15 protein-coding genes and 1 tRNA gene are annotated in these 14,745 nt (G+C 61.9%); all 16 read right to left on the bottom strand.

What is annotated here, in order from left to right; all coding sequences use genetic code 11:
- Positions 1 to 5: 5 nt before the first annotated feature.
- Positions 6 to 1,088, bottom strand: coding sequence for an NADH-quinone oxidoreductase subunit NuoH (gene nuoH / locus AC07VI_RS16015; RefSeq protein WP_086146437.1), 1,083 nt, complete (start codon positions 1,086 to 1,088; stop codon positions 6 to 8).
- Complete coding sequence (gene nuoG, locus AC07VI_RS16020) at positions 1,088 to 3,421, bottom strand: NADH-quinone oxidoreductase subunit NuoG (RefSeq protein ID WP_492995063.1); 2,334 nt, start codon at positions 3,419 to 3,421, stop codon at positions 1,088 to 1,090. Before nuoG ends, nuoH begins: the two co-directional genes overlap by 1 nt.
- 22 nt (positions 3,422 to 3,443) lie before the next feature.
- Entirely contained in the window at positions 3,444 to 4,739 is a 1,296-nt protein-coding gene (gene nuoF, locus AC07VI_RS16025; protein ID WP_010399729.1) for an NADH-quinone oxidoreductase subunit NuoF, read from the bottom strand.
- A complete protein-coding gene (gene nuoE / locus AC07VI_RS16030) occupies positions 4,736 to 5,215 on the bottom strand; it encodes an NADH-quinone oxidoreductase subunit NuoE (RefSeq protein ID WP_035820520.1) in 480 nt (159 codons plus the stop codon). The genes nuoF and nuoE overlap by 4 nt, the downstream gene beginning before the upstream one ends.
- Positions 5,216 to 5,227: 12 nt before the next feature.
- The gene (locus tag AC07VI_RS16035) at positions 5,228 to 6,481 is read right to left on the bottom strand and encodes an NADH-quinone oxidoreductase subunit D (RefSeq protein WP_010399731.1); all 1,254 of its coding nucleotides are present in this window, start codon (positions 6,479 to 6,481) and stop codon (positions 5,228 to 5,230) included.
- Positions 6,481 to 7,074: an NADH-quinone oxidoreductase subunit C gene (locus AC07VI_RS16040; protein WP_086146439.1), complete on the bottom strand. Its 594-nt coding sequence runs from the start codon at positions 7,072 to 7,074 to the stop codon at positions 6,481 to 6,483. The genes AC07VI_RS16035 and AC07VI_RS16040 overlap by 1 nt, the downstream gene beginning before the upstream one ends.
- 17 nt (positions 7,075 to 7,091) lie before the next feature.
- The gene (locus AC07VI_RS16045) at positions 7,092 to 7,568 is read right to left on the bottom strand and encodes a NuoB/complex I 20 kDa subunit family protein (protein ID WP_010399733.1); all 477 of its coding nucleotides are present in this window, start codon (positions 7,566 to 7,568) and stop codon (positions 7,092 to 7,094) included.
- 3 nt (positions 7,569 to 7,571) lie between these two features.
- Complete coding sequence (locus AC07VI_RS16050) at positions 7,572 to 7,931, bottom strand: NADH-quinone oxidoreductase subunit A (protein WP_010399734.1); 360 nt, start codon at positions 7,929 to 7,931, stop codon at positions 7,572 to 7,574.
- Between the two features lie 177 nt (positions 7,932 to 8,108).
- Positions 8,109 to 8,193 (bottom strand) — tRNA-Leu (locus AC07VI_RS16055).
- A gap of 179 nt (positions 8,194 to 8,372) precedes the next feature.
- A complete protein-coding gene (gene secG, locus AC07VI_RS16060) occupies positions 8,373 to 8,780 on the bottom strand; it encodes a preprotein translocase subunit SecG (RefSeq protein WP_086146440.1) in 408 nt (135 codons plus the stop codon).
- 28 nt (positions 8,781 to 8,808) lie between these two features.
- The gene (gene tpiA / locus AC07VI_RS16065) at positions 8,809 to 9,558 is read right to left on the bottom strand and encodes a triose-phosphate isomerase (RefSeq protein WP_086146441.1); all 750 of its coding nucleotides are present in this window, start codon (positions 9,556 to 9,558) and stop codon (positions 8,809 to 8,811) included.
- Positions 9,559 to 9,631: 73 nt separating this feature from the next.
- Positions 9,632 to 10,612, bottom strand: a complete 981-nt coding sequence (locus tag AC07VI_RS16070) for an NAD(P)H-quinone oxidoreductase (protein WP_086146442.1) — start codon at positions 10,610 to 10,612, stop codon at positions 9,632 to 9,634.
- Between the two features lie 73 nt (positions 10,613 to 10,685).
- The gene (locus AC07VI_RS16075; protein WP_099374950.1) at positions 10,686 to 11,294 is read right to left on the bottom strand and encodes a tetratricopeptide repeat protein; all 609 of its coding nucleotides are present in this window, start codon (positions 11,292 to 11,294) and stop codon (positions 10,686 to 10,688) included.
- 69 nt (positions 11,295 to 11,363) lie between these two features.
- The gene (locus AC07VI_RS16080) at positions 11,364 to 12,125 is read right to left on the bottom strand and encodes a GIN domain-containing protein (protein ID WP_086146462.1); all 762 of its coding nucleotides are present in this window, start codon (positions 12,123 to 12,125) and stop codon (positions 11,364 to 11,366) included.
- A 245-nt stretch (positions 12,126 to 12,370) separates the two neighbouring features.
- Positions 12,371 to 12,580 carry a hypothetical protein gene (locus AC07VI_RS16085; protein ID WP_086146444.1) on the bottom strand — a complete coding sequence of 70 codons (210 nt, stop codon included), beginning with the start codon at positions 12,578 to 12,580 and terminating at the stop codon, positions 12,371 to 12,373.
- 154 nt (positions 12,581 to 12,734) lie between these two features.
- Positions 12,735 to 14,681 carry a methyl-accepting chemotaxis protein gene (locus tag AC07VI_RS16090; RefSeq protein ID WP_492995067.1) on the bottom strand — a complete coding sequence of 649 codons (1,947 nt, stop codon included), beginning with the start codon at positions 14,679 to 14,681 and terminating at the stop codon, positions 12,735 to 12,737.
- Positions 14,682 to 14,745 lie beyond the last annotated feature (64 nt).

The following is a 14,745-nucleotide window of genomic DNA, read 5'->3' on the forward strand; positions in this document are numbered from 1 at the left end:
CTCTCTTACTTCCAAATATTCCAGGATGTCTGCATCCAGGCAGCGACGAAGACCAGGTAGACCAGCGTCAACGGGATAAACACTTTCCAGCCGAGGCGCATGATCTGGTCATAACGGTAGCGTGGGAACGTACCGCGCACCCAGATGAACACCGACACGATGAAGAAGGTCTTGGCGAACAGCCAGAAGAAGCCGCCGAAACCACCCCAGAACTCAAGGAAAGCAAATGGTGCGGACCAGCCACCGAGGAACATGATCGAAGCCAGGGCGCCGATCAGGATCATGTTGGCGTATTCGGCCAGCATGAACATGGCGTAGGCCATGCCCGAGTACTCGACCATGTGGCCGGCAACGATTTCCGACTCGCCTTCGACGACGTCGAACGGGTGACGGTTGGCTTCAGCCAGGCCCGACACCAGGTAGATGACGAACATCGGCAGCAGCGGCAGCCAGTTCCACGACATGAAATTGACGCCCTTGTCGGCGAAGTAGCCGATCTGCTGGCCGCCGACGATGTCGATGAAGTTCAGGCTGCCCGAGACCATCAGCACGATGACCATCACGAAGCCCATCGGGATTTCATACGAAATCATCTGTGCCGACGCGCGCATGGCGCCCATGAACGAGTACTTCGAGTTCGAGGCCCAGCCGGCGATGATGATGCCGTAGACTTCCATCGAGGTAATCGCCAGCAGCATCAGCAAGCCCGCGTTGACGTTGGCCAGCACGGCTTGCGGACCGAAGGGCACGACCGACCAGGCGGCCAGGGCCGGCATGATGGTCATGATCGGGCCGATCACGAACAGGCCCTTGGCGGCCTTGGACGGGATGATGATCTCTTTGAACAAGAGTTTCAGCGCATCGGCGATCGGCTGCAGCAAGCCCAAGGGGCCGACGCGGTTCGGGCCGACGCGGATCTGGATCCAGCCGATCAGCTTGCGTTCCCACAAGGTCAGGTAGGCAACCAGACCCATCAGCGGCAACAGCACGCACAGGATCTTGATCAGGGTCCAGAAGAACGGCCATGTGCCGCCCAGCAAATCCTGGCCGCTGCTGTTGATGACGTTTACAAATTCAGGCAGAGCCATCAGATTTTCCCCTCTGCTGTTTCAACTGTGATGTCACCGAACATGCCGCCCAGGCTGGCCGTCGAGGCATGCGCCGCCGACACTTTGACCACATTGGCTGGCAGGCCGGCATGGAGTGCCGCCACCAGGATGGCGCTGCCGGAGCCTTGCGCCACTTTGACCTTGTCGCCCGCCTTGATGCCCAGCTTTTCCGCCAATGCTGGCGACAGATGGGCTTGCGGCGCGGCGCCGTCGACCGTGCGTTGCAACGGTTCGGAGCGGCGTACCAGCGCGTCGGCGAAGTAGATCGGCACGTCGGCGATGCGTTGCAGCTTTGGTGAAGCCGGTGCGTAGCTTGCCGCTTCCGGTGCGTTCTTGGCGATGTTGTTCAGCTGTGCCGACAGATCGGTCACGCCGGCGCCGAACGCTTCGTCGCGGATCGCTTCCGAGGTGTCGTAGTCGAAACCGGCCAGGCCCAGGATGTTGCCCAGGACGCGCAGCACTTTCCAGGCTGGACGGGTTTCCGCCAGCGGTTTCACGGTGCCGTTGAAGCTTTGCGCGCGGCCTTCGCAGTTGACGAAAGTACCTGAAGTTTCAGCAAATGACGAAATCGGCAGCAAGACATCGGCGTAATCCATGCCGTGCTTGAAGGCGGACATCGCCACGACCATGTCGGCGCCATCGAGGGCGGCGCGGGCCGCTTGCGGATTGGCGGCGTCGAGTTCCGGCTCGGCGTGCAGCAGCACGTAGGCTTTCTTCGGCGCGGCGAACGCCGCTTGCACGTTGGCGCGCGGCTTGGCGACCAGGTGCGCGCCTACCGTGTTGGCCGCTTCCGTCAGGTAACCGAGCTTGGCGCCCGTCTGTTCGGCGATCCATTGCGCGGCAGCATGCAGTTGCGACGCTTGCGGGTGTTGCGTTGCGGCATTACCCAGCAGCACGGCGCCATGGTCGCCGGCCATCAGGCTGGCGGCGATGGCGACGGCCACGTCCGAAGCGGTGACCGCTTCGTAACCGGCTGGCGCGGCGATTTCTTTCGCTTTAGCAACAGCGACGACCACTTCCGACAAGGCCGCCAGCCAATCGCCAGGTGCGGCGATCATCTTGTTGGCGATGGTGATCAGTTGATCATCGTCGGAGGCGTGCAGGATCGACAGCTTGGCGCCGCCCTTGACGGACGCGCGCAGACGCGTGGCCAGCAATGGGTGATCCTTGCGCAGGAAGGAGCCGATGACGAAGGCGCGCTTGATCTGGCCAAATTCGCTGATCGTCATGCCCAGCCATGGCTTGACGTTCGCGTCGAGCGCGAAGTCGGTCTGGCGCAGGCGGAAGTCGACGTGTTCGCTACCGAGACCGTGGGCGACTTTTTGCAGCAGGACCAGCTCTTCGACGGTCGAATGCGGGGTGGCCAGCGCGGCGATGGCGTCAGCGCCATGCTCGTGCTTGATATTTTTCAAACCGTGCGCCACGTATTCCAGCGCGGTCTGCCAATCGACTTCTTTCCACTCGTTGCCTTGTTTCAGCATCGGGGACGTCAGGCGTTCGGCGCTGTCCAGCGCTTCGTACGAGAAACGGTCCTTGTCCGAGATCCAGCACTCGTTGACGGCTTCGTTTTCCAGCGGCAATACGCGCTTGACCTTGCCAGCTTTCACTTGCACGATCAGGTTCGAACCGAGGCCGTCATGCGGGCTGACCGATTTGCGGCGCGACAATTCCCACGTACGGGCGCTGTAGCGGAACGGCTTCGAGGTCAGTGCGCCGACCGGGCACAGGTCGATCATGTTGCCCGACAGTTCCGAGTCGACCGACTGGCCGACAAACGACACGATTTCCGAGTGTTCGCCGCGGCCGATCATGCCCAGCTCCATCACGCCGGCCACTTCCTGGCCAAAGCGCACGCAGCGGGTGCACTGGATGCAGCGCGACATCTCTTGCATGGAAACCAGCGGACCGGCTTCCTTCGGCGTGACGACGCGCTTGTCTTCCTTGTAGCGCGATTCGCCCTTGCCGTAACCGACGGCCAAGTCTTGCAACTGGCATTCGCCGCCCTGATCGCAGATAGGGCAATCGAGCGGGTGGTTAATCAGCAAGAATTCCATGACCGACTTTTGCGCCTGCACAGCTTTATCGCTGGCGGAGCGCACGATCATGCCGGCACTGACCGGGGTCGCGCAAGCGGGCAAAGGCTTGGGCGCCTTTTCCACTTCGACCAGGCACATGCGGCAGTTCGCTGCGATCGACAATTTCTTGTGATAGCAGAAGTGCGGAATGTAGGTTCCCAATTTGTTGGCGGCGTCCATCACCATGCTACCAGCAGGGACTTCGACTTTTTTGCCGTCTATTTCGATTTCAACCATGGTGATCGTTACCTGACGCAGCTTAGATATATGCGGGCACTAAGCAATGCTTGTGCTCGATATGATATTCAAATTCTTCACGGAAATTCTTAATGAAGGCCCGTACCGGCATGGCAGCCGCATCGCCCAGCGCGCAAATGGTGCGGCCCTGGATGTTGTCGGCGATCGAGTTGAGCATGTCCAGGTCGTCTGGACGACCCTGCCCCTGCTCGATGCGGTGCACCATGCGGTACATCCAGCCTGTGCCTTCACGGCAAGGCGTACACTGGCCGCACGATTCTTCAAAGTAGAAGTAGGACAGGCGTTCCAGCGCCTTTACCATGCAGCGTGTTTCGTCCATCACGATGACGGCGCCCGAACCCAACATCGAACCGGCTTTCGCGATCGAGTCGTAGTCCAGGTCGGTCTGCATCATGATGTCGCCGCGGATCACCGGAGCGGACGAACCGCCAGGGATCACGGCCTTGATCTTTTTGCCACCGCGCATGCCGCCTGCCAGTTCCAGCAGGGTCGCAAACGGGGTGCCGAGCGGCACTTCGTAGTTGCCCGGTTTTTCCACGTCGCCCGAGATCGAGAAGATCTTCGAACCGCCGTTGTTCGGCTTGCCCATGGCCAGATATTTCTCTGGGCCAATATTCAGCACGAAAGGCACGGCCGCGAAGGTTTCCGTGTTGTTGATCGTCGTCGGCTTGCCGTACAGGCCGAACGAGGCCGGGAAAGGCGGCTTGAAGCGCGGCTGGCCTTTCTTGCCTTCCAGCGATTCGAGCAGGGCCGTTTCTTCGCCGCAGATGTAGGCGCCATAACCATGGTGCGCATGCAACTGGAACGAGAACTCGCTGCCCATGATCTTGTCGCCCAGGAAGCCGGCGGCGCGCGCCTCTTCCAGCGCTTCCTCGAAACGCAGGTATTCCTGGAAGATTTCACCGTGGATATAGTTATAACCGACGGTGATGCCCATCGCATAAGCGCCAATGGCCATGCCTTCGATCAGGGCATGGGGATTGTAACGAATGATGTCGCGGTCCTTGAAAGTGCCCGGTTCGCCTTCATCTGTATTGCAGACGAGGTATTTCTGGCCCGGGAACTGGCGCGGCATGAAGCTCCACTTCAAGCCGGTAGGGAAACCCGCGCCGCCACGGCCGCGCAAGGACGAAGCCTTGAGGTCGGCGATGATCTGTTCCGGCGTGATTTTCTCTTCCAGGATACGCCGCAGGGCCGAATAGCCGCCGCGGTTCACATAATCTTGCAAATGCCAGTTCTTGCCATCCAGATCCTTCAGGATCAATGGATCGATATGGCGGTTGTGGAGTGACGTCATTTCTTGAGTTCCTCCAGCATGGCGTCGATTTTCTCGTTCGACATCCAGCTGCACATGGTTTTATTACTGACCAGCAAGACCGGCGCATCGCCGCAAGCACCCATGCACTCGCCCTCGACCAGGGTGAACTGGCCGTCAGCGGTGGTTTCGCGGAAATCGATGCCCAGTTTCTGCTTCAGGTACTCAGCAGCGCGCACGCCGCCCGACAGGGCGCATGGCAGGTTGGTGCACACGGTGATCTTGTGCTTGCCCACGGGTTTCACGTTGTACATATTGTAGAACGTGGCCACTTCCTGCACGGCAATGGCCGGCATGCCGATGTAGTCGGCCAGTTCCTTCATGGTTTCCGGCGCCAGCCAGCCCAGTTCATCCTGGGCATGGGCCAGCGCGGCCATGACGGCCGACTGACGCTGGTCGGCCGGGTACTTGGCCAGCTCGCGGTCAATTTTCTTATAGCATTGCTCTGATAACAACATACTTTTTGCCTCTTAGCGGTCAATACTGCCGAACACGATATCTTGCGTCCCGATGATGGTCACGGCGTCGGCAAGCATGTGCCCACGCGCCATTTCGTCGAGCGACTGCAAGTGGGCGTAGTCTGGCGCGCGCAGTTTCATGCGGTACGGCTTGTTGGCGCCATCGGACACCAGGTACACGCCGAACTCGCCCTTCGGATGTTCCACGGCGCTGTAGGCCTCGCCTGGCGGCACGTGGAAACCTTCCGTGAACAGCTTGAAGTGGTGAATCAGCGATTCCATGTTGGTCTTCATGTCGACGCGGCCCGGAGGCGCCACCTTGCGGTTGCTGGTCATGACAGGACCTTCATTGTTGCGCAGCCACTCCACGCATTGCTTGATGATGCGGTTCGACTGGCGCAGCTCTTCCACGCGGACCAGGTAGCGGTCGTAGCAATCGCCGTTGGTGCCGATAGGAATGTCGAAATCCATCAGGTCGTACACTTCGTACGGCTGTTTCTTGCGCAAGTCCCACTGCACGCCCGAGCCGCGCAGCATGGCGCCCGTAAAGCCCATGGCCAGCGCATCTTCCGGCGAGACCACGCCGATGCCGACGGTACGCTGTTTCCAGATACGGTTGTCGGTCAGCAGGGTTTCGTACTCGTCCACCGAGTTCGGGAAGCGGCGCGCGAAGTCTTCGATGAAGTCCAGCAGGGAGCCCTGGCGGTTTTCATTCAGCTTGGAAATCGCCTTGGCGTTGCGGATGATCGACGCCTTGTGCTGCGGCATCGCGTCCGGCAGGTCGCGGTACACGCCGCCCGGGCGGTAGTAGGCCGCGTGCATGCGCGCGCCCGACACTGCCTCGTAGGCATCGAACAAGTCTTCGCGGTCGCGGAAGCAATACAGGAACGGGCCCATGGCGCCGACGTCCAGCGCGTGCGTGCCGAGCCACATCAGGTGGTTCAGGATGCGCGTCATCTCGTCGAACATGACGCGGATGTATTGCGCGCGCAGCGGCACTTCCAGGCCCAGCATCTTTTCGATGGCCATCACGTACGCGTGTTCATTGCACATCATCGACACATAGTCGAGACGGTCCATGTACGGCACGGATTGCAGGTAGGTCTTCTGCTCGGCCAGCTTCTCGGTGGCGCGGTGCAGCAGGCCGATATGCGGGTCGGCGCGCTGGATGACTTCGCCATCCATCTCCAGCACCAGGCGCAGCACACCGTGCGCGGCCGGATGCTGCGGCCCAAAGTTCAGGGTGTAGTTCTTAATCTCAGCCATTATTTCATCCCGTAATGTTCTTCGCGGATCACGCGCGGCACGTTTTCCCGCGGCTCGATCGTCACGGGCTGGTAAATCACGCGCTTCTGTTCCGGGTCGTAGCGCATCTCGACATAGCCGGAGACGGGGAAGTCCTTGCGGAACGGATGGCCGATGAAACCGTAGTCGGTCAGCAGGCGGCGCAAGTCGTTGTGGCCTTCGAAGAGGATGCCCAGCAGGTCGAACGCCTCGCGCTCGTACCAGTTGACGGCGCGCCAGATGCCCACCACGGAAGGCAGCAGCGGCATGTCGTCGTCGGGCGCGAACACGCGCACGCGCACGCGCCAGTTGTGCTTGACCGACAGCAAATGCGAAACGGCCGCATAACGCAGGCCATCCCAGCTGCCATCGCCATAGGTCGAGTAATCGACGCCGCACAGATCGATCAGTTGCTCGAAATGCAGGGTCGGATCGTCGCGCAGGGTCTGCATCACGGCCAGGTAGTCCCCGGCCTTGACCTGCAAGGTGACTTCGCCCAGCGCAACGGTCGTGCTAACGCGATCGCCCAGGGCAGTGCCGAGGGCGTTTTGCAAAACTTCTAAATGTGTTGTCATAATCTGAAGCGGCCCGGTTAGCGTGCGATCGTGCTGGTACGCTTGATCTTGTTCTGCAACTGCATGATGCCGTACAGCAAGGCTTCAGCGGTCGGAGGACAGCCAGGCACATACACGTCGACGGGCACGATGCGGTCGCAGCCGCGCACCACGGAGTAGGAATAATGGTAGTACCCGCCGCCATTGGCGCAGGAACCCATCGAGATGACCCAGCGTGGCTCTGCCATCTGGTCGTAGACCTTGCGCAGGGCCGGCGCCATCTTGTTGCACAGGGTGCCGGCAACGATCATGACGTCGGACTGACGCGGCGACGGACGGAACACGACGCCGAAACGGTCCATATCGTAGCGGGCTGCGCCCACATGCATCATTTCGACCGCACAGCAGGCCAGACCGAACGTCATCGGGAACATAGACCCGGTGCGCGCCCAGTTGATCAGCTTGTCGGCCGAGGTGGTGATGAAACCTTCGCTTAATACGCCTTCAATAGCCATGGTTTATTCCCAGTCAAGGGCACCTTTCTTCCAAATGTACCAAAATCCGACCACGAATTCAGCGATGAACACCATCATCGTGACGAAACCGGCCCAGCCCAGGTCGCGCATTGCAACGCCCCATGGGAAAAAGAATGCCGTTTCCAGATCGAACAAAATAAACAGGATTGCGACCAGATAGTAGCGCACATCGAATTTCATGCGCGCGTCTTCGAATGCTTCAAAGCCACATTCGTACGGGGAGAGTTTTGCTGCGTCAGGCTTGTTAGGACCCAACAGGCGCCCCAGGAGCTGGGGAGCGATACCGACACCGAGGCCGATAATAATGAACAGCAGGACGGGGAAGTAATTTTCGAGGTTCACGATTGATAAGCTTATATTGAACGATCGGTTAAATGAGGACGCTGCGATCATTTGCAGCGTATCTAACGCACGACCCCAATCAAAGCTAAGACCAGGATCGAACGACACATCCTCGTAAAAAAAGCCAGCAACTTTGTACGAGCCATGGCTCGTGCGCCGTTGCTGGCTTCTGATTTCTGGTGCCGACGACGAGACTCGAACTCGTACAGCTTTCGCCACTACCCCCTCAAGATAGCGTGTCTACCAATTTCACCACGTCGGCGGTAAGGCCCGTATTCTACTCTGCTTTGGCGCTAAAGTTAATGCACAAATGCATCAAAACACAGATAAAAACGATAAATTTTTACATCTTCCAGCGCGTCACGATTTTTTCCTGCCGCGCTGCTGAAACATTGAGCAATAATCTGCCCGTAATGAGAATTACTCTCGATATCCCGCCACTTACTTGGGAATCGCGCCAGCCGGGGTGCTGGCAACCGGCGCCGCAGCGGCCGGCGTGCTTGCTGCCGGCGCTGCCGGCGCCGGCACCGTCGTCGGGATTGCGCCCGCGCCGGTGACTGGCACTGGCTTGACGACTTTATCCATCACGCCGCCGCCTACCGTGGTAGCGCGCTGGTTGGCCATCAGCGACAGGGCCAGCGTGGCGCCGAAGAAGATCGCGGCGGCGACGCCCGTCGACTTCGACATGAAGTTCGACGAACCCGTCGCACCGAACAGACTGCCCGAGGCGCCCGAACCAAACGCGGCGCCCATGTCGGCGCCCTTGCCGTGCTGCAGCAACACCAGCGCGATAATCGACAATGCCGAAATAACCTGTACCACCACTACCAGATTGAACATCATGTTCATTGCAATTCCATTCTTAGTTTAAAGTAATTCAATCGGCGGCGTGAATAATTGCCAGGAAATCCGCCGCCTTCAATGCCGCCCCACCGATCAGACCGCCATCGATATCCGGCATCGCCATCAATTCTTTTGCGTTCTCCGGCTTCATGCTGCCGCCGTACAGGATCTGCACGCCGGCGGCCGCTGCCGCATTCTTTGCCGCCAGCTGGGCGCGCAATACCTGATGCACGTCCTGCGCCATTTGCGGCGTGGCCGTCTTGCCCGTGCCGATGGCCCAGACCGGCTCATAGGCCAACACCAGTTTCGCCACGTCGTCGGCGGAAATGGCCGCCAGCACAGCGCCCAGCTGCTGCGTCACGACGGCGTCGGTCTGACCCGCCTCGCGCTGCGCCAGGGTTTCACCGACGCAAACGATAGGCGTGATGCCTGCCGCCAGCGCGGCAACCGTCTTGGCCGCCACCAGGGCATCGCTCTCGCCATGGTAGGCGCGGCGCTCGGAATGCCCGATCACCACGTAGCCGCAGGCGAAATCCTGCAGCATGGCGGCCGAAATCTCTCCCGTATAGGCGCCGCTGGCGTGCGCGGAAACATCCTGCGCGCCCCAGCCAAGGGCCGAGCCTGCCAATTGCGCCTGGCACTGCGCCAGATAGGGCGCGGGCACGCAGACGGCGCCGGCGGCGCCAGAGGCGCTCAAGCCAGCCACTATTTCAGACAATAACACCGCGTTCGTGGTGCGACTGCCGTTCATTTTCCAATTTCCGACGACGAGTTTGCGACGCATAGTAGCCTAAATTCTTAATAACCCGTCATTCTAACTCCGGCACCGATGCCGGTCAAACAGGCAGTGCCCCGTTTCAGGCAACTTGCAACATGATCTTGCCCACGTGCGTACTCGCTTCCATCAAGGCATGGGCCTCGCTAGCTTTTTCCAGCGGGAAAGTTTGATAGATCACGGGCTTGATCTTGCCCGCCTCGATCAGCGGCCAGACGGTCGTGCGCAGGTGGCTGGCGATGGCGGCCTTGAAGGCGACGGGACGGGGGCGCAGGGTCGAGCCGCTGACGCTCAGGCGGCGGCGCAGCACTTGCCCCAGGTCAAGAGTGGCCTTGCTGCCGCCCTGCACGGCGATGAGGCCGATGCGGCCATCGTCGGCCAGGCAATCGATTTCGCGCGGCAGGTAGTCGCCGCCCACCATGTCGAGGATGACGTCGACGCCCTTGCCATCGGTCAATTCCTTGACGACGGCAACGAAATCTTCCGTGCGGTAATTGATGCCGCGCTCGGCGCCCAGCGCCTCGCAGGCGCGCGCCTTCTCGTCGCTGCCCGCCGTGGCGAACACGCGGTGGCCCAGAGCGGCCGCCAGCTGGATGGCCGCCACGCCGATGCCGGACGTGCCGCCCTGCACCAGCAGGGTTTCACCATCGGCCAGCGCGCAGCGGTCGAAGACATTGCTCCACACGGTAAAGAAGTTCTCGGGCAGGGACGCGCCTTCCAGCGCCGTCAAGCCCTTGGGCAAGGGCAGGCACTGGCCGGCAGGCGCGGCGCAATATTCGGCATAGCCGCCGCCCTGCACCAGCGCGCAGACCAGGTCGCCCTTCCTGAACGCCGTGCCGGTGAAATCGCCATCGACGATTTCACCCGCCACCTCCAGGCCAGGCAGGTCCGAGGCGCCGGCCGGCGGCGCATACTTGCCCAGGCGCTGCAGCACATCGGGACGGTTGATGCCGGCCGCATGCACCTTGATCAGCAGTTCGCCCGTCTTGAAAGCGGGAACGGGACGCTCGGCGATCTGCAATACGTCGGCGGGACCTGGCTGGCTGATGGCAACTGCACGCATGGCGGGACACTTTCAAGGGAAAACGGCGATTGTACGCCAAGCCGCCGCCCCTTGCAGGCCGCTACTTGATCGCTCAGACACCGCCCGTTTTCGACTGGCGCGGCAAGGGCGTGCCCGGCTTCCATTTCGCCGACAGGGCCTGCCCTTCCTCGACCTGCTCATGCGTCATCTTGCGCACCACGGCGGCGCGCTGGTCGGCCGCGTTCGCGTTGCCATTCGCGGCCGCCAGGTTCCACAGCATGTAGGCGATGACGTTATCCTGCTGCACGCCGCCCATGTGATAGCGGTACATCAGGCCCAGCACCTGTTGCGCCTCGGCATGATTCTGCTCGGCCGCCTTGCGGAACCAGCCCACGGCCTGCTTGTGGTCCTGCAGCACCGCGTTGCCTGTGTAATACATGGCGCCCACCACGTACTGGGCGTCGGCCTTGCCCTGCTCGGCCGCCTTGCGGTGCCAGAACATGGCTTGCTTGTAATCCTGCGGCAAGCCGCGCCCCATGTAATACATCAAGCCCAGCAAATGCTGGGCATCGGCGTTGCCGGTCTTGGCAAGGGGCAATATTTCCTTGTAGGCCAGCGCATAATTCTTGTTGTTGTAGGCGCTGGCGCCTTCGACGAAGCCGGCCCGCGCGGGCAGCTGTATCGCCAACAGCATGAGTAGTGTAATGATCAGTTTTTTCATCGGAATGGGATGTAGTCTCACTGCTTTTTCTTATCCAGCCCAAGGACAGCTAGGCCTGGCTGCGCTTGCTTACTTCCAGCTCACCTTGCCCAGGCCCTCGACGCTGACGTCGCGGTTGGCCGGCTTGCCGTACACCACCACCGAACCGAGTCCGCTCAGGTTCAGCCTGGCATTCGTATGGGCATTCACCGTGGCATTGCCCAGGCCACTCAATTCCAGGTTGACGGCATCGACTTCGAACTGCTGCGCGTTCAGGCTGCCCAGGCCGCCGAGGCTGGCCTTCAGCAAGCGCCCGCGCCCGCCCAGCACCACGGAACCGGCACCCTGCAAGTCCAGCTCGGCCCGCTCATTGTTGCCGATCCAGAGCTGCATGCTGCCCACGCCGCCCAGCGTGGCGTTGAGCCTGCGGTAATCGCCCACCAGCTTGATGCTGCCCGCCCCTTCCAGCGACAGGGTCAGCTCCTCGCCCGTAAAGCCCGTGATATCCGTGCTGCCGAAACCTTCGGAGCTGAGTTCGCGCAAGTTCGGCAGGACGAGGTCGGCGCGGATCGATGCGGGGTTGATCTTGAAGCCGCGCACTTCCGTTTCGATGTGCAGGGTATCGCCGCTTTGCGCCGTGCTGACGTCGGCGATGTAGCGCTTGTCGGCCGTGATGCTCAGCGACGGCACGCTGCCCTGGCGGATGCGCACTTCCATCACGCCGTCGAGCTTGACGCGTACCACGCGGGCGTCGACGTTGCGCATTTCCAGCAAACGGGTCTCGGCGGCCACGCCGCGCACCAGGCCCAGTGTCGCCAGGAACAGCAACGCCAGTTGCAGTATCTTTTTCATGTATTGCATCCTCGGTATCTTGTTTTTATGTGTCGCGGCGCCCTCATGGGACGCGCGCGCATTGCCACTGGCTGCCACTGTAGCAGCGCCGAAAATTGCTGACAATGACTTTGACGCCCGACAAAACCGTAGCGAGCGGCAGTGAGGCTCGGCGCCCCCGTTGGCCCGAGAAGCGGAACTGTGCGAATGCACAGTGAGCATCGGAAGCCGCAAATCGCGACGCGCAGTAGGTCTTGACGGGTGTCTTATGCAAAACGGGCTTTTTCGGCGGCACTCAGGCGCCTGGCCTTGACCACCACCACTTGCATGGCCGCCTTGCCGGCTGGCGTGGCGAGGGTGGCCGTGGAACTGGCCACTTGCAGGGCCGGGGCGGCCGGGGCGATGGCGTAGCAGCCGGCGCCGAGCACGATGGCGGCGGCAACGGCAATGATTTCCATGTTTTTAGCGACGTTCATGTTGTTCTCCTCGGGTGTCTGGCAGTGGGCTTGCGGTATGGTGTCACTATAGCCATACCGCCCCCGCCAGGCACGCCGATTGCGACGAACTGCATTTTTGGCAGGCTGGCCTGACAAAAACGCGGACGAACGCACAGATCGCTACGCTAGCAGCTTAAAACTCTTCCCACTCGTCGGCGCCGGACTTGGCCACCTTGACGGGCTTGGCCGGCGCCAGCACGCGGGCCGGCGCGCGTGGAACCGATGCGGGCGGCTTCGCCTTCAGGCGCGCCACGGGCGCGGGGGCCGCGGCAGGGCCGGCATCGCCGAGGCGGAACATGCCGACCGCTTGCGCCAGGTCAACGGCCTGCTCCTGCAGGCTTTCCGCCGCGGCGGCCGCCTGCTCGACGAGGGCGGCATTCTGCTGCGTCATGGTATCCATGTGCGTGACGGCCGTATTGATCTCGCCGATGCCGGCGCTCTGTTCGCGGCTGGCCACCGTGATCTCGCTCATGATGGTGGTCAGCTGCTGCACCGAGGCCACCACCTGATCCATGGTCTGGCCCGCCTCGTCGACAAGGCGGCCGCCGGCATCGACTTTTTCCACCGAGTCGCCGATCAATTCCTTGATTTCCTTGGCCGCGCCGGCCGACCTTTGCGCCAGGTTGCGCACTTCCGACGCCACCACGGCAAAGCCCCTGCCCTGCTCGCCCGCGCGCGCCGCCTCGACGGCCGCGTTCAGGGCCAGGATATTCGTCTGGAAGGCGATGCCGTCGATCACGCCGATGATGTCGACGATCTTGCGCGAGCTTTCCTGGATGCCGGCCATGGTGCCCACCACCTGCTGCACCACGCGCCCGCCCTTGGCCGCCACTTCCGAGGCGGACACGGCCAGCTCGTTGGCCGCATGCGCGTTTTCCGCATTCTGCTTGACGGTCGACGTCAGCTCATCCATCGAGCTGGCCGTCTCTTCCAGGGCGCCCGCCTGCGCTTCCGTGCGCGAGGACAGGTCGGCATTGCCGGCCGCAATATCGGCCGACTCGCTGCGCACCAGGGTGCTGATGCTGCGGATCTGCACCAGCACGGTGGCGATCTTTTCGACGAACAGATTGAAGGCCTTGGCGATCTGGGCCAGCTCGTCCGTGCCTTCCGCGTCGAGACGGCTGGTCAGGTCGCCGTCGCCCGTGGCGATGGCTTCCATGGCATCGCGCACCAGGCCCAGGCGGCGCAGGGCACGCGCCACCAGGGCGCTCAGCACCGCGGCGGCCAGGGCCAGCACCAGCAGGGCCGTCAGGGCCGAGGCGCGCAGCATGGAACTGAGGGCCTGCGTCGATTCAGCCCGGTCCAGCACGGTAGCCAGCAGCCAGTCGCTGCCTGGCACTTTACTCACGTGCAAGATGCCTGCGCGCCCGTCCAGGCGGATGGCCGCGCCTTCGCCGCTCTTTTCAATATTGCCCAGCGCCTGTGCGCTCAGGCCAGCATCGAGTTCGGACAGCGGCTTCAAGGTCAGTTTGGTGTCCGGGTGGGCGATGATCTTGCCGCCGCCATCGACGAGAAAGCCGTAGCTCGCTGGCGTCGGCTTGATCGAGGCGACGTTTTGCACGACCGCATCCATCATCACGTCGGCCGCCATCACGCCCGTCACGCTGCCCTTGCCGCCCAGCGGCTCGGCAAACGTCACCACCAGCTTGCCCGTGCTGGCGCCGATATACGGCGCCGTGATGATGGGGCCGCCCGTTTCGGACGCCAGCTTGTACCACGGGCGCGCCGTGGGATCGTAGTCGGCGGCACGCTTGCGCTCCTGCGAAAACACAGCGTGCTTGTCGGCAAAACCGATGTAAGCCATGTCAAACGTGCCGGCCTGCTCGGCCGCCTTCAGGGCCGGCAGCGGATCGGCCGCCTGCGCGCCCTGCTTGAGCGAACCCACGACGGCTTGCTTGGAACGCAGCCATTCGGCGATCGCCTGCGCATGGCTGTGCGACAGCTGCAGCATCTGCGTGTCGAGCGCGGCCAGGGTGCTTGAGCGCGTGGTATAGAAATTGGCGATGGCGACGGCCAGCATGGCCAGCACGACGGTAGAGACAGCGATGGCGATCAGCCGCGCCTTAAGAGAGGACAACATGGTGCACCCGATAAAAAAGAGGAAAGGGGAAGGGATGCGCCATGGTCAGGGAATAAGATTTTGT

The organism is Janthinobacterium sp. GW821-FHT03A03 (assembly GCF_059421435.1).